Origin of the sequence: Pseudalkalibacillus hwajinpoensis (assembly GCF_015234585.1) — a bacterium.
GTDB lineage: Bacteria > Bacillota > Bacilli > Bacillales > Guptibacillaceae > Guptibacillus > Guptibacillus hwajinpoensis_B.
The window spans coordinates 403,026-427,055 of sequence record NZ_JADFCM010000001.1 but is presented as its reverse complement, the minus strand read 5'-3'; the positions used below and the strand labels follow the sequence as shown (position 1 = coordinate 427,055).

The 24,030-nt window shown below is 36.7% G+C and carries 22 protein-coding genes; 1 reads left to right on the top strand and 21 read right to left on the bottom strand.

What is annotated here, in order from left to right; all coding sequences use genetic code 11:
* Nucleotides 1-38: 38 nt before the first annotated feature.
* The 12 genes from IQ283_RS02125 to IQ283_RS02070 all read right to left on the bottom strand — a co-directional run bounded on the left by IQ283_RS02125 (nt 39) and on the right by IQ283_RS02070 (nt 12,262).
* Nucleotides 39-1,229 (bottom strand): O-antigen ligase family protein, encoded by a 1,191-nt coding sequence (locus tag IQ283_RS02125; RefSeq protein WP_194218510.1) that lies wholly within the window; start codon nt 1,227-1,229, stop codon nt 39-41.
* A gap of 64 nt (nt 1,230-1,293) precedes the next feature.
* Complete coding sequence (locus tag IQ283_RS02120) at nt 1,294-2,790, bottom strand: oligosaccharide flippase family protein (protein WP_206759419.1); 1,497 nt, start codon at nt 2,788-2,790, stop codon at nt 1,294-1,296.
* Nucleotides 2,791-2,819: 29 nt separating this feature from the next.
* Nucleotides 2,820-3,962, bottom strand: a complete 1,143-nt coding sequence (locus tag IQ283_RS02115; RefSeq protein WP_194218508.1) for a glycosyltransferase family 4 protein — start codon at nt 3,960-3,962, stop codon at nt 2,820-2,822.
* A 58-nt stretch (nt 3,963-4,020) separates the two neighbouring features.
* The gene (locus IQ283_RS02110) at nt 4,021-5,058 is read right to left on the bottom strand and encodes a glycosyltransferase family 4 protein (RefSeq protein WP_194218507.1); all 1,038 of its coding nucleotides are present in this window, start codon (nt 5,056-5,058) and stop codon (nt 4,021-4,023) included.
* Nucleotides 5,059-5,255: 197 nt separating this feature from the next.
* On the bottom strand, nt 5,256-6,035 hold the full coding sequence (locus IQ283_RS02105; protein WP_194218506.1) for a glycosyltransferase family 2 protein: 780 nt from the start codon (nt 6,033-6,035) through the stop codon (nt 5,256-5,258).
* Nucleotides 6,032-6,886, bottom strand: coding sequence for an NAD-dependent epimerase/dehydratase family protein (locus tag IQ283_RS02100; RefSeq protein WP_194218505.1), 855 nt, complete (start codon nt 6,884-6,886; stop codon nt 6,032-6,034). Before IQ283_RS02100 ends, IQ283_RS02105 begins: the two co-directional genes overlap by 4 nt.
* Nucleotides 6,883-7,518 (bottom strand): sugar transferase, encoded by a 636-nt coding sequence (locus tag IQ283_RS02095; protein ID WP_194218504.1) that lies wholly within the window; start codon nt 7,516-7,518, stop codon nt 6,883-6,885. Before IQ283_RS02095 ends, IQ283_RS02100 begins: the two co-directional genes overlap by 4 nt.
* Before the next feature lie 211 nt (nt 7,519-7,729).
* Nucleotides 7,730-9,553: a polysaccharide biosynthesis protein gene (locus tag IQ283_RS02090; RefSeq protein WP_194218503.1), complete on the bottom strand. Its 1,824-nt coding sequence runs from the start codon at nt 9,551-9,553 to the stop codon at nt 7,730-7,732.
* Nucleotides 9,554-9,706 carry a hypothetical protein gene (locus IQ283_RS02085; RefSeq protein WP_159785920.1) on the bottom strand — a complete coding sequence of 51 codons (153 nt, stop codon included), beginning with the start codon at nt 9,704-9,706 and terminating at the stop codon, nt 9,554-9,556.
* A 105-nt stretch (nt 9,707-9,811) separates the two neighbouring features.
* Nucleotides 9,812-10,513 carry a CpsD/CapB family tyrosine-protein kinase gene (locus IQ283_RS02080; RefSeq protein WP_194218502.1) on the bottom strand — a complete coding sequence of 234 codons (702 nt, stop codon included), beginning with the start codon at nt 10,511-10,513 and terminating at the stop codon, nt 9,812-9,814.
* Nucleotides 10,503-11,243 (bottom strand): YveK family protein, encoded by a 741-nt coding sequence (locus IQ283_RS02075; protein WP_194218501.1) that lies wholly within the window; start codon nt 11,241-11,243, stop codon nt 10,503-10,505. The genes IQ283_RS02080 and IQ283_RS02075 overlap by 11 nt, the downstream gene beginning before the upstream one ends.
* 254 nt (nt 11,244-11,497) lie before the next feature.
* On the bottom strand, nt 11,498-12,262 hold the full coding sequence (locus IQ283_RS02070; protein ID WP_194218500.1) for a tyrosine-protein phosphatase: 765 nt from the start codon (nt 12,260-12,262) through the stop codon (nt 11,498-11,500).
* Nucleotides 12,263-12,496: 234 nt separating this feature from the next.
* Here IQ283_RS02070 and IQ283_RS02065 point away from each other — a divergent pair, with 234 nt between their 5' ends.
* The gene (locus IQ283_RS02065; RefSeq protein WP_194218499.1) at nt 12,497-13,402 is read left to right on the top strand and encodes a LytR family transcriptional regulator; all 906 of its coding nucleotides are present in this window, start codon (nt 12,497-12,499) and stop codon (nt 13,400-13,402) included.
* A gap of 54 nt (nt 13,403-13,456) precedes the next feature.
* Here the strand turns inward: IQ283_RS02065 and IQ283_RS02060 are convergent, their stop codons facing one another.
* From IQ283_RS02060 to IQ283_RS02020, 9 genes are all read right to left on the bottom strand, one after another.
* Nucleotides 13,457-13,621, bottom strand: coding sequence for a hypothetical protein (locus IQ283_RS02060; RefSeq protein WP_194218498.1), 165 nt, complete (start codon nt 13,619-13,621; stop codon nt 13,457-13,459).
* A gap of 482 nt (nt 13,622-14,103) precedes the next feature.
* The gene (gene gmd / locus IQ283_RS02055; protein WP_194218497.1) at nt 14,104-15,129 is read right to left on the bottom strand and encodes a GDP-mannose 4,6-dehydratase; all 1,026 of its coding nucleotides are present in this window, start codon (nt 15,127-15,129) and stop codon (nt 14,104-14,106) included.
* 14 nt (nt 15,130-15,143) lie between these two features.
* Nucleotides 15,144-16,088 (bottom strand): GDP-L-fucose synthase, encoded by a 945-nt coding sequence (fcl, locus tag IQ283_RS02050; protein WP_194218496.1) that lies wholly within the window; start codon nt 16,086-16,088, stop codon nt 15,144-15,146.
* 80 nt (nt 16,089-16,168) lie between these two features.
* Nucleotides 16,169-17,239: an acyltransferase family protein gene (locus IQ283_RS02045; protein ID WP_194218495.1), complete on the bottom strand. Its 1,071-nt coding sequence runs from the start codon at nt 17,237-17,239 to the stop codon at nt 16,169-16,171.
* Nucleotides 17,240-17,320: 81 nt separating this feature from the next.
* A complete protein-coding gene (locus IQ283_RS02040) occupies nt 17,321-18,502 on the bottom strand; it encodes a glycosyltransferase family 4 protein (RefSeq protein ID WP_194218494.1) in 1,182 nt (393 codons plus the stop codon).
* Between the two features lie 19 nt (nt 18,503-18,521).
* Nucleotides 18,522-19,919 carry a lipopolysaccharide biosynthesis protein gene (locus IQ283_RS02035; protein WP_194218493.1) on the bottom strand — a complete coding sequence of 466 codons (1,398 nt, stop codon included), beginning with the start codon at nt 19,917-19,919 and terminating at the stop codon, nt 18,522-18,524.
* A gap of 109 nt (nt 19,920-20,028) precedes the next feature.
* A complete protein-coding gene (locus IQ283_RS02030; protein WP_194218492.1) occupies nt 20,029-21,213 on the bottom strand; it encodes a glycosyltransferase family 4 protein in 1,185 nt (394 codons plus the stop codon).
* A 4-nt stretch (nt 21,214-21,217) separates the two neighbouring features.
* Nucleotides 21,218-22,507 (bottom strand): hypothetical protein, encoded by a 1,290-nt coding sequence (locus tag IQ283_RS02025; RefSeq protein WP_194218491.1) that lies wholly within the window; start codon nt 22,505-22,507, stop codon nt 21,218-21,220.
* A gap of 204 nt (nt 22,508-22,711) precedes the next feature.
* On the bottom strand, nt 22,712-24,016 hold the full coding sequence (locus IQ283_RS02020; RefSeq protein ID WP_242057216.1) for a glycoside hydrolase family 55 protein: 1,305 nt from the start codon (nt 24,014-24,016) through the stop codon (nt 22,712-22,714).
* Nucleotides 24,017-24,030 lie beyond the last annotated feature (14 nt).

Genomic DNA, 24,030 nt, shown 5'->3' with positions numbered 1-24,030 from the left:
ATTATTGTTATTATTTACGTATATATAAATCAAATTTTTTATAAATTTTGCTTCTCAACATGCTGCCTTAAAACTATAAACATTATGAAATTCCAGGTAAAAAAATTCAAAAAATGATCGGAGACCATTCCAGTTAATGAATAACTTATTAATAGTGCTAATAATGATGATGAAATAGGTGAGGGTTGATTTAAAAAAACTCTTAGACAGTATTTATAGATAATCCCTATCAATAAAAAAAATGCAATTAAACCAACCAATCCACCAATCACTATAGATTGTAAAAACATATTATGCGCATAAAGCCCAAAAGTCCCTGTTATTTGTAAACCTTGAAAACCCAAAGGAGTTAAGGGATTTTCAATAATCCAATTAACCAACTCTTTCCATAAAATAATTCTATCTGAAAATGCAAAGTTTATTTCACTTTCATTCCCACTAGATATACTTGTGATGGTAACCAAGTACCGACGCAAAATATCTGGTAGTAACTTATTTAATATGAACAAACCGGCAACAAAAATAACTATCACCAATAAAACCCATCTCATAACTTGTTTTCTTGATTTTATAAATAATAACAGACCAATGATTACAATAGCTATTACTAACGTAATTAAAGATTCTCTTGATCCGGTGGAAAGAATTGCAACTATATTTATTAAGAATGTAATTAGAGCAAGTTTACCTTTGAATTCAAGATAATATCCAAAACTAATAATTGCAGCTAATGCAAATAGTACTCCTGCTAAATTAGAACTAGACATAAATCCTGTACTTCTTATGACCGTATCACTACTTACTTTAATCAGAATAACTATAAGTGACCCTACTATAGATGAGAACATTATGCTACGAATATAATTATATGTAGGGACACCATTTAATTTACTTCTAATAAGAATAAGTGGCGAAAAACTGAGCAGCCAATAGATTAAATCTTGTAATTGTGCCAATATTACTTCACTTGTATAAAAAAGACTAATCACTGTTAGTAAGGAAAACAACCACAATACAAATAACAAAATAATATTATCTTTGGATAAATCCCCAAAACTAATTCTAGACAACTCAATAGTAAAAGATATAAGTACTAAAATGAATACTAATGTCTCGACTTGAATTACTCTCGATCCAATATTAAACAATGGTATAAAGGGAAACGTATAGATAAGAAAAATAGCTATTTTATTTATAAACACTACTAAGTTAAAGTTACGATAAATCATAATGTATAACCCCTTACACTCGACGAATATGTCAACTTAACTTTAAAATAATTTACTTCTTAATTCACTGAGTTTCAATTTTTTTCTCGCTATTAAATACTTTCTTCATTAAAGTAATGGTGTAGTTAAACATACTTCTATCTAAATAACGTATTAATAATATATATATTATGGCGACAAATAAAATAACTATTAATAACGTGAAAATTAATCCAATAATATTTTGTAAGGATAATTTAATTAATAGCCCAATACTTGAAGAAAATATTGCTGCCAAATATATTCCCTTTAAACTCAAAATTGTATAAACTAGATCAATTCCGGTCAATTTTTTTATCATATTTAAATAAATAATTAATTTAAATAGCGGCAAAATACTAAATGCTAGAATGAAATAATTAATTCCCATATAACTAAATAGATAAAGTACTAATATTCTTACAGGAATTTCTACTACAGTAACTAATAATACCCAATCAGACCTACCTCTCCCATATAATGGCCCTACTAAAATTGATGTAGTAAGGTGAGATATTGCCCAGAAACACATATAATAAAACATAGTAATAGCATTTAGCCACTCACTACCGAACAGCACTGGTACAAAAAGTGAGCTAGTTAGTGATAAACCAATTGATACAGGTACAATAAGTAACGAAACAGATTTGAGAAGTTTTAAAATTGAATTTGTAAATTCTTTATCAAAACTCTGCATCTTTGAAAATACTGGAAACATTACTTGGGATATAGTTGAATCAACTATTCTAATAACATTATTAAATATATTTTTCACAAAATGATAAATCCCTAATGTTTCAATACTAAAAATAGAACTAATAATTATTTCATCGATATAATAGCTAAGGTTATTTAAAATTGAATTTAATGATACTGAAAAACCAAACTTAAAATATTTAGAAAGATTATTTAATGAAAATTGAATCTTCGGAAACCAGATATTTCCTCTGATGAAAATTACAATTAACAGTAAATTAGCTATTAAATTTCCAAGTATATAGCCTATAGGGAAACTTGCTGTTCCTAAGCCAATAAAAGCTAAATATAACATACTTCCTTTATTAGTAACTAACTGTGCTATCTGAACCTTTGTAAATAAGTCATATTGCAGTTCCTTTTTTAGAATCGAATTGAATATCGATCCAATAGGTTGTAATAAAAATATTAATGATGAGTATTTAATTAATTTAACTAATTCTGGTTCTCCAAAAAGCGTTGCAATATTATAAGAAAATATATAAATTATTATTGAGATCATCACACTAAAAGTTGTAATAAACCAAAAAATACTGTTAAGATCCTTCTTAGAAACCTTTTCTTTCTGAATTATCGCATGTGAAAAACCCATATTAGCTATTTTTTCGGCAAAACTAATAATTATAGTTAGAATTGCAATATAACCATACTCCTTAGGTGTTAAAAGATATGCTAACACTATTAATGAAATAGGATTCACTATTGTGCTAACTAATGAATTAAAAGATTGCCATTTAAGACTTTTAATTGTTTTATTCTTAATCTGTTTCAAATTGTTATTCGACATTATTTACCTCAACCTTAGGTTTATCAAAACTATTGTTTAGAAAATACTTTTTCTAGTTGTTTTACCCAGCCATATCCAATAAAAAGATCATTCGCTCTTTTATGAGCAGCAGAACCAAGAATTTGAGATTTTCGTTTATAAGTAACTAAATGTTTTATAAATTGCTCACAATGTTTTTCTATCTCTTCTCTAGTATTTCCTGTTATTATAAGCCCGGTTTCCCCCAATGCTTCCTGGGTACCTCCAACGTCTGTGGCTATAACCGGTAAACCAAATCCCATTGCTTCTCTTACCGCTCCGGGGAGTCCCTCACTCCTAGAGGTTGAGACAAATATATCAATTTCATTATAAAAAAAGTGTTTATCCTCAATCCATTGATTTATCTGGATGTGATCGCCTAACTTATCTATTTTTATTCTCAAATCGGTGGCATCTATTAAATCATCACTTTGGCTAGCCCCTGCAACATGAAAAATTAAATCTGTTAATCCTTGTCTCACAACCAAGTTATAGGCAACTTCAATAAAAATATCATAACCTTTACTATACCTACATCCTCCTAGAAAACCAATTATAGTTTTACTAGTTTCCTTTCTCGTGTTTATCTGTGAACCTTTAAATATATCTTTATCAATTTGAGTATAAATTACTGTGATTGGTGGCGCTTTTACGGAAGTAAACAATTCCTTTTGAAAAAAGCCTTCAACTATAATGTGATTAGAGATTAAAGTAATTAACCGTATGCCCAAACGGGAGTTGACCATGCTCCACATATTGAATACTAACTTAACATTGGAAAACTTTAGTAATGAGACAGATAATAAAACTTTTATATTTTCACACCAAACAATTTCATACTCATGTTTTCTAACAAATTGAAATGTTCGAATTGAGAATAATAAGAGCGTTAAAACCATCAAAATTTTACTAATGAATATACTAATCCAATTAGAATTAATTCTCTTTTTTTGAAGTGATATATTAGGGAAGGGTAAAAAATTAACTTTTATTCCTTCACGTTCAACTTTTCTTGATAATGGGCACTCTGATTGAACAAGTAATTCAACATCATAGTTTGCTTTATCAATATGTTTCAAGGCATTATAAATCATGGTTTGGCCACCAGATAATTCTTTTTTAGAAATCGCAAAAAAAAGTACTTTTTTCCTCATTAAAATCCACACCTCATATAACAACTCATTCATATTTGTACAACTAATACCAGTTAATTCATGTTTTATCTATATTCATATCTTTTATTATTTCTGGAATTACAAAATCTACATGATATTTTAAGGATTGCTTCAAACTATTTTCTTTTAAGCTTTCGAGTAAATTAGAGTTTGTTAATATTATTTCGATTTTTTTGATTATATCTTCAATGTCTTTTACTTTGAATATTAAACCTGTGTAATTATCAATAACAAACTCTTTATTATATTTCCAATCAGAAGCTAATACCGGAAGACCTGAAATGTAAGCATCTATCACTGCCCCTGGAAAACCTTCAGATGAAAAGTATGTAGGAAGTATCATGGCATCATATTCAGATAATTTTTCGTGTATTTCATCAGGCTCTAAATAACCTTTATATTCTATTTCTTTACCTTGATTTTTCATTATCTCTAGAAAATCAGGCTTATATTCTTCAATTAGCGGCCCAAATATATCTAACATAACTACTGTTTCTTTTTTATTTAGTTCATTTATAGCTGCTATTGCTAATTCCACACCTTTTTCCTTTATCACTCTTGAAAAGTAAACAAGTCTCAACGGGAGGTGTTTTCCTTTTTTCTGTTTTTTTTCAACACTAAAGTCTCTGAAGTTAGGCAACACTTTAATGTTATTTAATCCTATTTTCTCCATCCTGTTCTTCATTTCATTTGCTTCTACATATATACCGTTAAGTTTCGCGCATAAAATCCGATAAATGCTGTTTGCTTCCAAAAAGCTAGGTAACCAACCACCAATTACTACATATCTAATATCCCTTTTTTTATTATTAAGAAGTATATAAAATGGCAGTAACACCTTTAATGCTCTGCTATCAGGCATAATAATAATATGTGAACTTCTTATGAATTTTTTAAAAATGTCTTTTAGTACTGAAATTGGATTCTTTTTTATATAAGATGTGTCTGTAAAAACAATATTAGTATTGATACGTTTCTCTAACTCTTCTTTTAAAACTCTAGTCTTAATTGTTTGTCCATCTAATTGGTTATTTTCATAACCAAAGTTACCACAAATAAAAATTTGCTTTTCCATTATTTATCCCTACTTTAATTAATAATTCACATAAAAAAACTAGTTTATATATGTATTCTTGAAAAACTCTAAGTGATTGATAATAATTTTTATGCTCGGTTCAAAGTAATATCTAATTAAAATTAACTATTATCAAAGAGAATTATTCAGATAAACATTACAATTTTTCAATATGTAAGATGTAATATACAACCTTATCAATTAAATTTGATTTTTTTGTACTTTTTAATTGATCCCAAAATGTGACTTACCATATAATATAAAGAACTAATTGGATTTATCCCTATAAACCGGTAAACTTTATATGTCATTTTTATAGTTTTTATTTTATTTCCTGATTTAGATTTTCGAGAAATTCTATATATTAAGAGCGGTTCATTAATACCATGAGCAACTGTATTAGATTTAAGAACCTTTAACCATACTGCATAATCTTCATGTATATCGTCATTTTCCATTTTAACATCATCAAAATACCGCTTTTTAATAAGAACTGATGAGCAAGAAATCACATTATGTTTTTTCAATTTTCTATAGTCAACCAATTCTGGAACCTTAAATTCACCTTGATAATACTCTCCAGATTCGTTAATAAAAGAGGATCCTGTGAATAAAAACTCAGACTTTGAATTTCGTGCGTGAAGCATCTGTTTTTCAAGTTTTGTTTTCTCCCACATATCGTCGCTATCTAAAAAAGCAATCCAATCACCGACTGCAAGTGATAGGCCTTTATTCCTTGTAGCTGATACGCCCTGATTTTCATCATTTATATAGAATCTAATACGACTATCTGTATTTGATAATTTTTCTATTATTCTATTTGTATTGTCTACAGATCCATCATCAATTACTATTAATTCCCATTGTTTATATGTTTGTTCTATTACAGACCTAATAGCATCTTCTATAAAGTTTTCACAATTATATGAAGGCATAATAATGCTTATAAAATTACCCTCAGTTTTTATAGTACTCATTTTAAGTGCCCCCTTTCAGTTAGAGGAATTGAAGTTTCTAAGTCATATAATTGATATTTCATATTTACTTCAGACATCTGCTTCTCATATACCAGATTCCCAAACACTTTATTAATAATGCTAACCCTGTTATGCTTTAACAAAGGATTAAATAATCTTGTAAATCTAATCTTATTTTTATGATTATCTGCTATAAGTTTAACCATTTTTGAAGTAGAGACATATTCTTTATTCTGAGGAAAAAATAAACCGCTATTAGAATTCTCAACTAGCAATCTTACGAGTTCGGATAAGTTATCTATATATATCATGCTACGTTTATTTTCTATATTTGGAAAGAAAGGTAATTTTCGAGCGATTTTTGCTAACTTATTATAATTCCCTTTGCAATCCTTACCATAAATCATGGGCGGGCGTAATATTACAACTTTAAAAAAATCATTTTCTAACATTTTAATCTTTTTCTCAGCTTGTAGCTTAGACATTCCATAATTACTTTTTGGCTTAAGAGGAGATTTTTCATCAATTACACCACTCTCAATTCCATAAACACTCATAGAACTCACGAATATGAATTGTTTGACACCCTCATTTTTTGCTTTAAGTGCTAGTTCACTAGTCAAATCTCGATTTACCTTAAAATATAGATTAGCGTTTTCTCTCGTTTCCTTAATATGTGCTATTCCAGCTACATGATAAACAACATCATACTTTGAGAAGTCTTTTGTCTTCCATGCATCGTTTCGTAAGCTAATTGACTCTACTATATATTGACCTTGGTAGTTTTCCAGCCATTGCTTAAAGCTTAAACCTATATAACTGTTAACTCCTGTAATTAGAATCGTCTTCATTTGGAAGAGCTCTCCTTCGTACTAGCAATTTCTTTATCCACCATGTTACCCGTACCACCTTCAATAACTCCATCACTCTTAATAATACTTATTAGAGTACCAAAAAAACACTTAACATCCATCCCAAAACCAATTCTCTCAATGTACTCCCCATCCAATTTTGACTTCACCTCAATAGCCAGCTCATCTCTCCCATTAATCTGTGCCCACCCAGTCAACCCAGGCGGAACATCATTAGCCCCATACTTATCACGCTCTTCAATAAGATCATACTGATTCCAAAGCGCTGGACGAGGTCCAATCACTGCCATTTGACCAGCAAATATATTAAAGATCTGCGGAAGTTCATCCAAGCTTGTCTTTCTCATAAACTTCCCGACTTTTGTAATATACTGTTCCGGATTCTCTAATAAGTGAGTAGGAGTGTCCTTAGGTGTATCAATTCTCATCGTACGGAACTTCAATATATTGAAATGCTTTTTATGAATACCGACACGTTTTTGTTTAAATAGTACCGGCCCCTTCGATTCTGCCTTGATTGCAATAATTAAAACGATAAAAACCGGTGATAATATCACAATTCCTAATGAAGAAAGAACAATATCCATAACTCTCTTAACCTTCATATACATAGTTAACTCTCCTTTTAAGTCAGCTAGTTGGGTAGATGCTAGTTCTAAGATAGTTTTTCTATCAAACTAGCAACTAACCAAGTAACCCACTATTTTGTCTATCTTCCTTTTAATCACACTTAACTCCTCAATGTTATAGGTGTTAAGTACAGGAATCTGAAAGTACTCAACACCTACATAAAATTACTAGTTAAAAATCAGAAAGAGAAGATCACTTCGCATACACCAACTCTTCCTCAGAACCAACCCGATTATGCGCAATATCCAAAGCCCTCTCTCTCACACCCAACTTATCCATATCCTCAAACCGCCCAACAAAATCCATCACTACACTCAAATCCGCATTAATCGACTTCCCAACATAGATCTTAGGATAAATCTGCTCATCATGAACCTCATCCTTACCAAGAAGCTCTTCATACAACTTCTCACCTGGTCGCACACCGGCAAACTTAATCCCAATCTCATCAACCGAGTAACCGGACAGTTTAATAAGATTTTCCGCGAGATCCACAATCTTAACCGGCTCACCCATATCAAGAACAAAAATCTCTCCGCCTCTTGCCATTGCGCCAGCTTGAATCACTAGTCTTGACGCTTCAGGGATGGTCATAAAGTAACGAACCATATCCGGATGCGTGACGGTAACCGGTCCACCTTTTTGAATTTGCTTCTTAAAGAGTGGAATGACGCTACCACGACTGCCAAGTACATTACCGAAACGAACGGCTACGAATCGTGTCGCGCTGATCTTGTCCATCTGTTGGACAATCATTTCCGCAAGACGCTTTGTTGCGCCCATGACACTTGTTGGGTTAACGGCTTTATCTGTTGATACCATAACGAACGTATCAACGTCCGCATCGCTTGCGGCTTCGGCAACATTTTTCGTTCCGATAACGTTATTTTTCACCGATTCATGCGGGTTTGCTTCCATTAAAGGTACGTGTTTATGCGCTGCCGCATGATACACAACATTCGGACAGTGCGTTTTCATCACTTCGCCAAGACGCTCACGATCCTGTACGTCCGCAATCACTGGAATGAACGTAATGGTGTCACCGTATGTATTGCGGAGTTCCATTTCAATTGTATAAATGCTGTTTTCACCGTGACCGAGTAGAACAACTTGATCTGGATTGAATTTCGATACCTGGCGACAGATTTCAGAACCGATGGAACCGCCAGCACCTGTAACGAGAACTGTTTTTCCAGTGAGCGTTTCAGCGATATTGTCCGTATCCAATTTAATCGGCTCGCGGCCTAATAAATCTTCTACTTTCACATCACGAAAGCTGTTGATCGACAGTTTACCAGTCATTAAGTCTTCAATCATTGGAATGATTTGCGTCTTCGCTTTTGTTTTCGAGCATTCTTCGTAAATGCGCTTCATCTCACCTTTAGAGAGAGAGGGAATCGCAATGACGATATTATCAATTTCAAGCTTTCTCACTTGTTCTTCGATATCATCTGTTGAGCCAAGAACAGGAACACCCATGATTTCTAAGTTCTGCTTTCTGATATCATCATCGATAAAGCCAATTGGATTCAAGTCAGAATCAACACTTTGCCTTAACTGCCTAACGATCATCCGCCCTGCTGAGCCAGCGCCGATCACAAGTACGCGCTTCTTCTTATTTTTCGTATTCATATACGTATCTCGGAACATTCTCCAGGCGAAGCGTGAGCCTCCGATGAGTAACATATGAATCATCCACGTGATCGCTAACGCTCTGAAGTATATATCCTGTAGCATAACGAATTGTGCTAATGCTGCTAGAGCGATCGAGAACGTCACGACCCGGAATATAACGACTAGCTCCCCGATACTCGCATACTGCCATGCTCGTTTGTATAGCTTGTAATAGTATGAAAAGAAATGATGACCAAGTAAAAGTACAATCGAGCTAGCTATGATCGGTTTTGATGATAAAAAATCATGATAATTAAGAAGAAAGCTACTAATAAAAATCGCAAAAGCTACAATCAATGAATCTATCACGATTAACGACGATAACCGTTTTCGATAAGTCATTTACTTGCACCCCACTTTTGATTTTGTCATACGCTCTTCAATGGATCTGTTCAATAATCCCTGAATTTCTAGCAGCTTCTGATCTGGAGCATCTTGCTTAATATACCGAATGGCTTTTCGAATCGACTTTGGCAATTGATCCGTCCCCTTCATTTCACCACTCCCCCTTTTAATAAACGCTTAAGGTGACTTAAGGCGCACATCTTAAGTCACGCTATTCTCCCAAAAAAATACTTCTCTAAAGAAGTATTTTCCTATTTATTTCTGTGCGTAGTAGTAATAATAGCTACCGTCTTTCATCTTCTTACGGTTAAGCACAACCCCAAGCAGCTTCCCCTTAGCTGAATCAAGTCGTTCTTTTGCTTTTACCGCTGCTTCTCGTTCGGTCGTTCCGCTACTAATGACAAGCACTGTTCCCTGAACTTTATTCGCAATAATTTGCGAATCTGCCACCGCAAGTACTGGAGGACAGTCGAAGAGTATAATGTCATAGTGCGTAAGTGCTTCTTGTATTAGTGCATCCATTGCTTTTGAACCAAGAAGTTCAGATGGATTCGGTGGAACTGGACCGCTTGTTAGCACGTCTAGATTCGGTACTTCTGTTGCCGTCGTAACATCCGTTAACTCCGCTTGACGCGTAAGCACATTTGTTAATCCTCTTGTGTTCATCACGCGGAATGTATAGTGAACTGTTGGTTTACGAAGATCCGTATCAGCAATCAAAACCTTTTTTCCTTGTTGCGCGAGCACAACACCAAGGTTCGCGATCGTTGTAGACTTCCCTTCCATTGGGCCAGAAGAGGTTACCATGATCGTGCGCATATCTTCTTCAACAGAAGCAAATTGAATATTTGTACGGATCGTACGGTATTGCTCGGCGATTGGTGACTTTGGATTTTGGTGCGTTAAAAGACTTCTTTCCTTGTCAACTTTAACAGCTCCGCGCTCTTTACGACTCAACTGCTTCACCCCTTACTGACTTTTTGCCTTTATTCTTGGAGATGCCTGCTTCTTTGTCTTCAATGACGGCGATTGTTCCAAGTACAGGAACGCCAAGGACTTTCTCGATATCTTCCTCAGATTTAATCGTGTTATCCAGGTATTCAAGTAAGAATGCTAGTCCAACACCAACCATTAAACCAACGACGAATGCGATCGCCATGTTCAAGACCGGATTTGGATTCACTGGAGAAGGCGTGCCTTCAAAACCAGCTTTTGAAAGAATACTAACGTTATCGACGTTCATGATGTTACTAATTTCTTTTTCAAATACGCTTGCTGTTTTATTCGCGATATCAACCGCAACAGCAGGATCAGGGTCTGTAACAGATAATGAAACAACTTGAGAGTTTTGCGCATTGCTTACTGAAATTTTGTTATTAAGCGCACTTGTTGTCATATCTAATGAAAGTTCTTCTTTTACATCGTCAAGAATCGTTGGACTTTTAATAATGACGCTATATGTATTAATAAGCTCCACGTTTGTTTTAACTTGGTTATAGTCAAATCCATTTTCGGAATCAGCTTTTTGATTTACTAGAATTTGGGTTGAAGTTTCATAAATTGGGGTAAGAAAGAAATAAGAGACAACACCGCTCGTAGCTGTAGCGAGTAGAGTAATAAGTAGAATGAGTGCAAGACGTTTCTTAAGTACTTCAAATATTTCCTTTAAACTAATCGTTTCTTCCATAAGGTGCCTCCAACGCAATCGTAATTTATTTTGGTACAGAAAGAATTACAGGTTTTACTATAACACAGAAAATCAGTAAAATTTAGGGTTTTTTTTACGTTAAAACCATTAAACCCTTAAATAGTAAGATAGATACATAGAACAGTGTCGAACACTGTCGAAGAAAACGCTTTCTTTACAAAAAAATAACGAAATTTCTTCACAAGAAAAATCCGCTCATTTTTAAACAAGCGGATTTTCGTGTTTTTTCGCTATTAAAACAGTCCAAGAACTTTTTTCTTTTTGATTCGTTCCGGAATGTCCTTGTCGATCATCTTCCCTTTGATCATATCCTCTGGATTTTCTTGAATCATGTACCGGAAAGATGTCCCTAACTCTTTTTCAACCGTTTCATAAGCGTCCCTTAAATCAAACGGCCTCGTTGTCGTGTTATGTGAATCGGAAGCGATGAAGTGAGCCAGGTTATGAGAAAGCAAATCAAGCGAGAACTTCTTAATCTTCTTTCCCATTCTCCCCATTACGCTCGATGCCGTTACCTGACTAAGCGAGCCTTCTTTAATCAAACGATAGAGTTTGGATGGATCCTCCATGATCTCACGGTTTCGCTCAGGATGAACGATAATGGGAACGATCCCTTTTAGCTGAAGATCAAACAGAAGCTTGTTTGCATAGCGCGGCAAATGGCTTGATGGAAATTCAATTAGCATGTAAACCCCTGAATTGTTAACGGTAAGAAGATCCACATCAAGATCCTCTTCCATCTCTCCGTATATTCTCACTTCCTGACCCGGAAGAATCTCTAGATCGATTCCTTCCCTCACTAGTTCTTTGTTTAGTAGATTTACTTCCGTCAGAATGTCTTGCAAGTTGTTATCATAGCTTCCATTCTTATGGTGAGGACTTGCGACAATTTGGGTAATGCCCTGCGATTGTGCCTGACGTGCCATTTCAAGACTATCCTTTAACTCTTGGGCGCCATCATCGATTCCGGGTAAGATATGACAGTGGATATCAATCATTTCCCCATTCCCCTTTCTTTGCTGTAGCATGTTCTATTCATTGTTTTATAGAAACCGGCATGTTCTTTTTGAAGAACGTCTTTTTATGATGTTACCATAATCTTCAACTTTGTGCATCTCGAGCTGATCATTTTCTGGTAGGTATTTACTTTGCAAAATAGTTCGACTTATAATGAAAGATAGACTTTTAACCTTTCAAACAGACAACTACTCTATGGAAAGCTGGAATGTAAAATGAAGAAGTTCCTTATCATCGTTGGTGTAATTCTTGGTGTTCTTGTACTAGCAGGTGGCGGATACGCCTATTATTTATATGACTCCGTAAAAGACACAGCAAGCGACATGCATGAGCCCATTAGCCGTGAAACCTCTACACTAAGAGCGGATAAAGTAGAGACGAAGGAGAAAGACCCGATCTCGATTCTCTTAATGGGTGTTGATGAACGAGAGAATGATCAGGGGCGCTCCGACACAATGATCATGATTACAGTAAACCCAAATGACAATTCAATGATCATGTTCAATATCCCACGCGATACGCGAACGGAAATTATCGGTCGTGGTACAGTTGAAAAAATGAACCACGCCTACGCATACGGTGGCGTTGAAATGGCAATGGATACAGTTGAGAATTTCCTCGATGTTCCGATTGACTATTATTTTAAAGTAAACATGGAAGCATTTGAAGATGTGGTATCCGCATTGAATGGCGTTACAGTAGACAATCCATTTGCGTTCGACTACGGTGGCTACACCTTCCCTAAAGGTGAAGTAAGCTTAAATGCAGACGAAGCTCTCGCTTTCTCTCGCATGCGCTACGAAGATCCGAAAGGTGACCTTGGTCGAAACGATCGTCAGCGTGAAATCATTAAGGCGATTATCGACAAAGGCGCTAACGTTGGAAGCATTAATAAAATCGACGACCTGCTTGAAGCCGTCGGCAGCAACGTCAAGACGAACATGACGTTCAAAGAAATGAATGATATATTCAAGAACTATAAGGGCGCACGTAATAACATGGAGACATTCGAAATTGATGGCAGCGGTGAGATGATTGACGGTCTCTGGTATTACATTGTATCTGATCAGGAGAAGCAGTCGATTACACAGAAGTTGAAGAACCATCTCGAAATTAGCTAGCTTATTAGTAAAAGAAAGCCTCTTCCTATTGAAATGGAAGAGGCTTTCTTTCTGCTATTCTATTTCTAGTTTTGATAGTGACATGTTCTTTGATAGGATGTCTCGAATCTGGTCTATGTAAGGCTTCGCCTCGCCTGCCTGCTTCGCTTCTCCCTCAACCTGCTGCACAAATTGCTGTAATTCATCCCACATCGGGTTTTGATTCTCTTTCCCTTTCATTCCAAATCCTCCGTTTTCTAGTAAACTATTTGGCGATTATACCACCGTTTTCAAGTAATTTCCATAGAATGATTGTTAATTATCTGTAAATTTATTTAGCGCTTCTTCTCTACATTCTATTAACCGGTATATCAATTGCTTAAACGGGGTATACTCTAGTAAGAGGGTTTAAACAAAATGAACCAAAACACGCCTGATTCTTTTTCGTAGAACGACAGATTATGATTGCGTTTTCATGTATGATAGATGAAAGTCACCCTGCCTTAACCGGATGGACTTTCAGTCAAAGGGGATGAGCATATGCATTACCAGGAAGAAGGCAATTTTGCTAAAGGCATGGTATGGGGCGTCTCATTAAGTATTCCTCTCTGGATCGCATTGTTTGGGTGGGCGAAGATCGTGATGAACACAGTAACTTAATGATATAGAACAAAGGAGTTGTGCCAATTAGGCTCAACTCCTTTGTTTAGTTTGTACTTTACTTATAGCACAAGGGAATTTGAAACACTCGTTTCGCTTTGCCCCTGATAAGCTTCCTGATAAGCTAGTTCAGCTTTTACTCGTTTCAAATCTTCTTCCACCATCATTTGAACTAATTGCTCAAAGCTCACTTCTTTCTCCCAACCTAGTTTCAGCTTCGCTTTTGTACAATCACCGAGCAAAAGATCTACTTCCGCTGGTCGAACAAATTTAGGATCAAGCACGACATAATCATGATAATCAAGATCAACTTGTGAAAATGCAATTTCAACTAGCTCTCTGACTGTATGCATTTCTCCCGTAGCAATAACATAATCATCAGGGGCATCTTGCTGAAGCATTAGCCACATTGCTTTCACATAATCGCCTGCAAATCCCCAGTCCCGCTTCGCATCCAGATTTCCCATTCGAAGCTCTGTCTGTAAACCGAGTTTGATTCTCGCAACTGCATCGGTTACCTTTCGTGTTACAAATTCATGCCCCCGTCTCGGTGATTCATGATTGAAAAGAATACCTGAACATGCATACATGTCAAAGCTTTCACGATAATTCACGGTAATCCAATGTCCGTACACTTTTGAAACACCGTATGGGCTTCTTGGATAGAAAGGCGTTGATTCTTTCTGAGGTGTTTCTAACACTTTTCCAAACATTTCACTACTTGAAGCCTGATAAAATCGCGCTTCAGGTTTAACGATTCTTACAGCTTCTAGAATGTTGTTCACTCCAAGAGCTGTCACTTGTGAGGTTAGAGAAGGCTGAGGCCAAGAAGCAGCAACATATGATTGGGCAGCTAAGTTATAGACTTCATCTGGATCGGCTTCTCGTACTGCCTCAATCATCGAGGGAAGATCTGTTAGATCACCAGAAATCCATTGAATTTGGTCTTTAATCAGTTCAACATTTTGGAAGTTGGGTGTACTCGTGCGACGACGCATTCCGTATACTTCATACCCTTTACTTAGAAGAAATTCTGCTAGATAAGACCCGTCCTGACCCGTGATTCCAGTAATCAATGCTTTTTTCATAGTGATCCCCCCATTTAGTTAATAGCAAGCGTTTCATAGTTTTCTAGATACCAGCGATATGTTTCACTTAGTCCATCCTCAAGCGAAGTAGAAGCCTGCCAACCAAGTGATTGAAGCTTCGTTACATTCACAAGCTTCCTTGGGGTGCCGTCTGGTTTGCCAGTATTATAAACAATCTCTCCTTCATATCCAACAACGCCCTTTATTTTCTCAACAAGCTCAGAAATAGAAATATCCTTTCCTACACCGATGTTTACGATCTCATTTCCTTCATACGTTTCCATGAGATAGACACATGCATCTGCAAGGTCATCACTGTAAAGAAATTCTCTTCGTGGTTTCCCAGATCCCCATACTTCAATTGTTGGATTGCCACTCTCCTTTGCTTCGTGGCATTTCCTAAGTAAAGCAGGTAAAACATGAGAACTTTGCAGGTCAAAATTATCATGGATGCCATACAAATTCGTAGGCATAACAGAAATATAGTTCGTTCCATACTGGCGGTTATACGACTGACACATCTTTATACCGGCTATTTTGGCTATAGCATACGGTTCATTTGTTTCCTCTAGTTCCCCAGTGAGTAGATATTCTTCCCTCATTGGTTGCGGAGCAAATTTTGGATAAATGCATGTGCTCCCAAGAAAAAGCAATCTAGTAATGCCAGCCTCGAATGCTGATGTGATGACATTTGTCTGAATTAGCAAATTATCTCTTATAAAATCTGCCGGATAATCGTTGTTGGCGACGATACCACCTACTTTTGCAGCAGCTAGAAACACGATATCAATGGTTTCGTTTTGAAAGAATTGATCAACATCGTGTTTATTACGAAGATCCAGTTCTTTACTTGTCTTTTTAACTAAGTTATTATATCCTGCCTGTTCAAGCCGTCTTACGATCGCTGATCCAACTAACCCTCTGTGTCCGGCTACAAAAATTCGATCTTCCTTACGCATGTCGCCACCCCTTTGCTCTTATACTTTCATGTTACATCTTGCTCTTATCTTAGTTCATTGAAGTGTCTATTTTGTTTGCGCTAAAGATGCTGAACGACTGTTTCTTTCTTTAAAAGTCCGACTTTACGATGCTTCCATTTCAGCGATCGTTTCTCAACGATATGCCAGGATAAGTAGGCAAAGAGTAGAATAATCGGATAAGAGATAAGGAGATTGACGTATGGATCCATACTCCCGCCGAACTGCTTTGTTACTACCTGCTGAATTGGATAGCCGTAAATATAGATTCCATAAGAAAAGTCTCCATATTTACCAAATTTAAATAAATGGTTGCTTTTCATATAGGCTAGATAGAAAGTAAGATATCCGCCGAAAATTGGAAAGGCTATGGTGAATTCTCCGAATTGAACCGTTAACCCAAGTATCACGAGTGAAATTAGTGCTAAACCACCGTGGTATGGTATTTCTTTTCGATAAAGGTAAAAGATCATTCCGCTAGAGAAAGCTGAGAATAATTCAACCGTTTGTCCCCCAATAGGAAGGGAGAAGTTCGATAGGAGAACGGTTATGACGAATAACGTCAAAATAAGAACTCGTTTCTTTAATATCCCCATTATTCCCAGCATAGCTACAACTAGATAGAACAGAAATTCATAAGCAAGTGTCCAGAGTGAACCATTGACTATTGCTTGATTTACATTCCCTTCAAAAACACCTGGCAGCTCATAAGGCATAGGCCATAGCGCTATTGCTCTTAAATAGTGATAGGTCTCTTGTTGACTCAAGTACTCTCTTACATCCATCGATGTCATCAGTGGACCAAGTAGAAAGACAGTAAATAAAACAATGATCAAAAGTGCAGGGAAAATACGTAATATCCTTGCTTTTAAGAAGTAAACAAGTGAAGAAGCCCTATCAAAACTCATTGTAATTAGAAAACCGCTTGTCACAAAGAAGACTAGAACGGCCAAATATCCAAGAGTCGATTGTCCACTGCTTACTAGCATGAATGGTTCTGTATCTTCATGACCTAGCGATGTAGCATACGCATGTGTGACCACGACGAGTGAAGCTGCTACGAAACGAATAATATCAAACTGATTTTTCCTTCCCCCCATACGCTCAACAAGCTTTTCATGTCCGGGTTTCACACTATCTCCTCCACTCTAATAGTGACCCTTTCATCTACTCCTTTACCATGAGCGATAACCCTTGTATTAATTGCTAGATGATTAACGGACGACTTCTAAAACACGATGGCTTTGGAGAAGTTCTTCATACATCTGTTGTATATGAGAAGCTTGGAACGATTCTTTAATGGCCATATGGGCTTCGCTCGCAATTCTAGTTGTTTCATCTGAATGCTGAAGCAAATAAGTAATCTGATCCGCAAACTCCTGGGCAGTATTTGCTTGCAAAATGTTTTTCCCATTAATTAATGTAGAACCTTCCATACCCGCTTTAGTCGCTACAATCGGAAGACCATAGCTTGCTGCTTCGAGTGTCTTTATTTTTATTCCACCTTCTTGGCGCTCGGGTACAAGAAAGATATCGCCATTAGCTAAGTAAGGCGCGATTTCAGGAACATCTGAGTAATACTCGATCGTTGACTTCTTACCAATCTCATCCTCAAGCAATGAGGCTCCCTCTCCAACAAACTTTAGAGTAATGCCAGGGTATACATTTGCTACTCTAGGCAGTACTTCTTCCGCAAGCCATAGGGCATTCTTACGTTTGGGATACCATTTATAACTCCCGACTAGCAGAAGGTTAGGTTTACGAATGGTCGCTTTCAAAGAAGGCATCGTGATTGGAGGAGGAATAACTTCAAAGTTTAAGTTGGGACATAACAATGCTAAACGCTCCTGATCTTCAGCCGTTAACGTAACACACGTATCAATGCCTTCGAGAATATCACTTTCAAGTTTTCTTAATTTCCCTGACTCAAGCTTCGTAATTCGCTTCATTAGACCCGTTTCATTTGTTGAAATAGAACCAATCGCATGTGCTTCCGCGTTATGAGCAATATAGATTTTACGGGCATAACTGTTGATTAAAGGGGCAAGCCAGGCACTGCGGATATGATTAAAGATAATCAAATCTGGTTGTAATTTATCAATCTGCTTGTTCACTTTATCCAGCAGATCTTTGTGTTTAAACTGCCATGTCACCATTGACTCTCGACTAATTACTGACCGAATCTGAGATGCTTTCTTGTTCTTTCTTACTTTAAATAGAACATTTAATGAAGCGAGGGGATGTTTCTTCCCTCCTGCAATTTCTTCACTGCCTGTTAGGGCAAGTAAATGAACCTCATGCTGAACACTAATCATATCCAAAATCTGTCTGGTCAGCTTATAATAACCATCCTGTCCTTCCCAGGGATGATCACCATTCAGAAATAGCACCCTCATTCTGTCCACTCCCCTCTCCTTAATTTGCTTCGCGCTCAACTTTATAACTTTCTTTCCCATTCGGAAGGGATAGCCTCGTAATCCATGTAATATGTGTCCAGATGCCCAACTTCCTTTTTGTAACAATGATCATTAGAATGTTTTGAACGAGCAAGCCCGCTGATTTAACGACGGCCACTCCTGCCGGACCATATTTCTGAACGGCGATAATACTTCCCACGATCATGAGGAAACTTGAGATAAGGGTAATAATCATGATCGCTTTCTGATTGCCAGTCATCATAAGAGTTGAACCACTTGAACCACCGATGACATTGAATAGTTGTCCAATACAGAGGATAGAGAGAATAACCGCCCCACTCTTGTAAAATTCCCCAAAGATTAAACCAAGAATAAGTTGACCACAAGCGATAAAGACAACGATCACAGCAATAGCAGGAATACTCGCTATAGTCGATACGTTTCTTAACGTTCCTTCAATTTCTTTTAATTTATTCTGGGCATTCATCTGGGCAATTAAAGGAGGCGTAATCATATCAGCAATGACCACTGGCATTGATACAATTAAGACGAGACGAAAAGCGGCTCCATAAATCGCTACCTCTTCCTCCGTTCCGAAGGCCCCAACGATCCATAAATCTGATTGATACAAAAAGAATGCCGTTATAGTGAAAATTAATAATGGAACAGAAACACCAAGAATACCTTTGTACGAAATCGTATCGACGGAGGGAAGCGTGATTCCAGAATACGTTTTTTTCACTCTAGTCACCTGGCGTTTAAAAAGCCAGCTTGCAATGCTAACGCTTGTTAGTAACGAAACAACCATGAGAGCGACGACAACTATTAATCGTGTTTCACCGAGAAAATAGATGACAAACAAACTCACAACTAGAGTTAAACTTGAAAGAAATCCTCCGAAGATCGAAGCGAGCTTAATATTATGAAATCCTCTGAAACCTTCCGAGATAATCTGCTGAAAAATATCGATCAAGATCCAAACGGCAACCAAAACAACAATTGGCATAACGAGGTTTATGTTAAACACTGCTTCAGCTATCGATTGAAAGAAAATAGCGAAGACAATTGTAAATCCACCTGCTCCACAAAGAGCGATTTTCAAGATTCGTTTTACTAGAAGCTTTACTCGATGAGGATCGTCCAAATTCTCTGCAAGCATTTTAACAATCGTCTGTCTCAGCCCCAACATCCCTATGTAGCTACCAAATGTCACAACACTGAAAAGAAGAAAATAAATCCCTACCTCATCAGGGGCAAGAATTCGCGCAAGCAGTGAATTTACGAGCAGGCTAAGAAAAACCGTTCCAAATTTCCCTGCCATAGCCCATACTCCGTGACTTAACAACCGCTTTGCTATTGGATTGTCCATCATTCTTTCCATTAGCTGCTGCAACATCACTCACTTCCCCCTTTCTGAGATACACGTTCTCTATATTTATAAAACAAGCTTTCACTAGTAATCCTTTCTGACAAAACAACCACCGCTTCCTCTGGATTAACTCAAGTTACCCGAAGACAGATTCAAACTTATCGGTAATTCTCTTAATATCAAAAGCCTCTTCTGCATATGCTCTTGCATTTCTCCCCATCTTCTTAAGAGCGATGTCATCTCGAATCAAATGCTCTGCTTGATTTACAAATTCCTCCGTTTCAAACGGCTCTACCACTTTCCCTGATCCTTGCCTCTTTACAATCTTCGCTGCCAAATTCGTTCCAGGTACACTAAGTAGCATCGGTTTCCCTGAGCAATGATAGGTTAATACTTTAGAAGGAACAGAAAACGAACCAGCATCAGGTTCAAGTACAGCTACAAGTAAATCAGCTGTTCCTAGAACATTCGCTACCTGATCAAAAGGCTGGAAGCCAAGAATGAGTAAGTTATCCAGTCCCATCTCTAGCTTTTTTTTCTTCAGCCAATCCGCCCCTGCACCTTCTGATACAACTACCACCTTCACATCTTTTTGTTCCTTAAAACGAACAGATAGATCCAAAAGAAGAGAAGGATTGTGTTTCATTCCAAGAGTGCCAGAGTAAACAATGCATTTTGACTGATCTAGCTTATGCTTTTTCGCCCAATCATTTTGCTTAGTCCGAATTGGCAAGTCTTCAAGAGGAGCCCAGTTCTCAATGACATGAAGGTTATCTTCTCTCACCTTCCATTCTTTCATCTGATGTTTAAAGTCTTCAGTAATCAAAATAATGTCCTTACTATTCCGAAGAAGGGAGCGCTCAAGATTTACATAATAACTTCCGATTATACTTCCGATAATCGGAAGTTTCTTACGTAAAATTCGATTCACAGCTACTCCATACAGATCTTGAATCCAAAAAACAAAATTCGTTTCCAGTGCATGACATTGTTTCATTAGAAGCTTCTGCGTATCGAGGGGGGTATTACCTGACAAAACAACATCAGGCTTCCATGCCTTGACTTCTTCGGCCAATAGCCTACCATATTCAATTTCCTGTCTTCGTCTTTTCATGTAGGACTGTTTATCAATTATGTAAGAAAGCGAAATGCCTTTAAATGTTAAACTTTCAGGATCACCTTGTTTCCGTTGAAGCGATCCTTGAGGAGCAAGAACTGATTTTGAATAAACATGTCGTACATCATGTCCTCGTTCAGAGAGGGCTCTACTTAATTGGATTGGAAAAGAATAACCACCATAGTCATGCACCATTATGCGCATATCATTACCTCCTTTGATCGATTAAGTACAGGGTGTGTAGCGATTGTTGTGAAGTAGATTTCATATGTGTTACTTCTTCAGCATTTGCCACTCCTTCCGCTGTGAACATTATCCCGATGATGTAGCAAAGGTAGAATGTTACAGCTTCAAGTAAGGCACCTGATAAAATGACATAATTGACAAACATACAGAATGCTAGGACTTTGTTATGTGTATTTGCGAAGAAAGAATAGACAATTAGCAGAATAAACGCCGTTCCTCCAAGAAGCCCATACTCTATTAATAATTTGATAAATGCTATACTATGCGCTTGCTTTAAAGGAATCGCTTCGTTGAATGTATAGTTAATCCCCTGAAAGATATCAATCGTACCTGGACCTGTTCCAAATATGATCGTCGCGAAGGTTTTTAACTGTATAAATTCCGCGTATGCAAGATAAGGTGCTACAAACCGAATATATGCACTACTTTCTGGTTGTGTGAACTCATCCAACCTTCCAATCATCAATTCTCCAAACTCACTCGAAAGAAAAAATATAATAGGAATTAAAGAAAGAATCGCTAGTGGTAAAAGCTGCTTCATCTTCATCTGTAGTAAAATTGGGATTCCCGCTAGGAGTAAGAGAATAATCCCGGTCCCCGAAAAGCCAAATAGCATCCCTATAACAAAGAGCAAAATGATCTTCATCCTTTTGAAATAAAAAAATTCAATAATGATAGCTGTTGCTATGAATTTCGAGTAGAAGGAAGGCTCAAGAAGGAACATTCCATGTGATTTGAAGATTGGAGACCCAAACACAAGCGGAATATGTGTATTGTAGCCTTGTAGCATAAGCGTTGGTGGCAAACTTTCAAAAGGGTCAATAAACTCTCCAACAAATTGAAATAGAAACTGAAATATACCTATCACAGTGATCATCACCATTACCGTTTGAAAACTCTTTAGCAAAAAGAAGAATTGTTTCCTGTCGCGATAAACAAAAATGATTGGTAGGTAGAAAGTTAACAAGAATAAGAGAGAGTTTAGACTAAAAGTTGAAGTAAAGAACATCGAATAGACACTTGATACTAATACACAAACAAGCGCTATAACGAACAAAAAGAACTTCTTAGGATCAACGACTAGCCGATTGAATAAGAATAGAAGCAGTATGATCGGCATGCCTATACAAAAAAGCAAGGGAATCACCATTCCACTTATAGTAATTCCCAAACGCTGGACAAATACCAATAATACAAGGAGGAAAAGAAGTAAAAAACGTTCTGATGTGATTTTATTATCATCTAACTCCATGTCCTTCACCTCTTCTCTTACTCCCAAAATATGAATACCTCAGCTGTTGTTCTTTATATTGAACGATTGAGTAAATTATACTAATAATGTAAAGATTGATAAAGTATGATATTCAAGGATTTAAGTCATATTATCCTTATTTTTCTTTAAAATACTCCTAATTGATCTAATTTACGCCCCGTTGTACTTTATATAGAACAAAACCTATTTAAGTAACTCCCACTTATATACGTTTCCATCCTTTACACAAATATAAAGTTCATCCTTTTGGTTGTTTTCAACTAATACAACCATTCCTCGCATCGCTTCTGAAGGTATAGGTAGTTTACTCTCGTTGTGAACACCAATTTTCTCATAGAACTGTTGATCATTGTAACGCTTCAATATTGGCGTTCCATCATTATTTACAAGGCCATTCAATGCCCCGACTTTCTCTATATCTCCAATGAATCGATCAATATAGGCAGAATTATTTTCTTCCCCTACGGTTCTAAAAATGGAGAGTGCTCCCTTCTCCTGGTTAGTGTCCCTTGTATGCACGCCATCGACTGACAAGCTCGAATTACCGTAAGCTTTAAATATAGCACTGTCTGAGTGCACAGCATTATTAATTAAGTCAGCTCCCATTATCTTTACGTTAGAATTATGCACATCAAAATAAACACCATCTTCATACAAATCTGTACCTTCGATGTGAGGACTAATCATCACGACGTTTCTACTGTCATTAATCTGGAAAGCAGTCGAGATATCTGACCATTCCGCATTAAGTTGAATAAGCGTGACCTCAGAGAAATGATCGAACACATATGGAATAACATTCTCATCATAACGATCATCTCGAAGACCATTGTGCGTATAGATATTCTCCATCACACTACCTGAAAGTCCACCAGTAGATGGCATGAAATGTAGCGCATTCTTTGCATAGTTAAACACATAGATATTTCGTAGATTTAATGAGAAAGCATGATTTTCTTTCTCGCTAGAAGGAAGAATATAAAAGCCTCTATATACAGAAATGAGTCTCAAATTCTCAAAATTAGAATGACCGATCTCACCATCAAAGACAATCGCATTTCGATCAGGGTGTTCCTCTTGATACCAGCCTTCATATTGAAGAGTCATATCTTCAATGTTAGTAAAAGATCCTTGCACCTTAAAAATAGGGGCATCTGCTTTACTCATAAGTACTGTGTTCTCCATACCAGAACCATGAACTTTATGATGATCAAGTACGATTGTTTCAGATATTAAATAAGTACCCGCAGGAAAAAATAAATAGGCGCCATCATTGATCGCCTTTTGTATCGCTTTAGTATCATCTGTTTTCCCATCGCCTTTGGCACCGTAATCTTGAACATTAATACGATCTGGTTCTTTTACTACATCTTGGCCAACATCTGCACTAACTGGTGGAGTACGCTGCCCTTTGTCTTCTTGCAAAAAGAGATAACCCCCAACTATCAGCAATAAGATCGTAATACTTGCCATCAACCACTTCTTCATATTTCCTTCTTGCC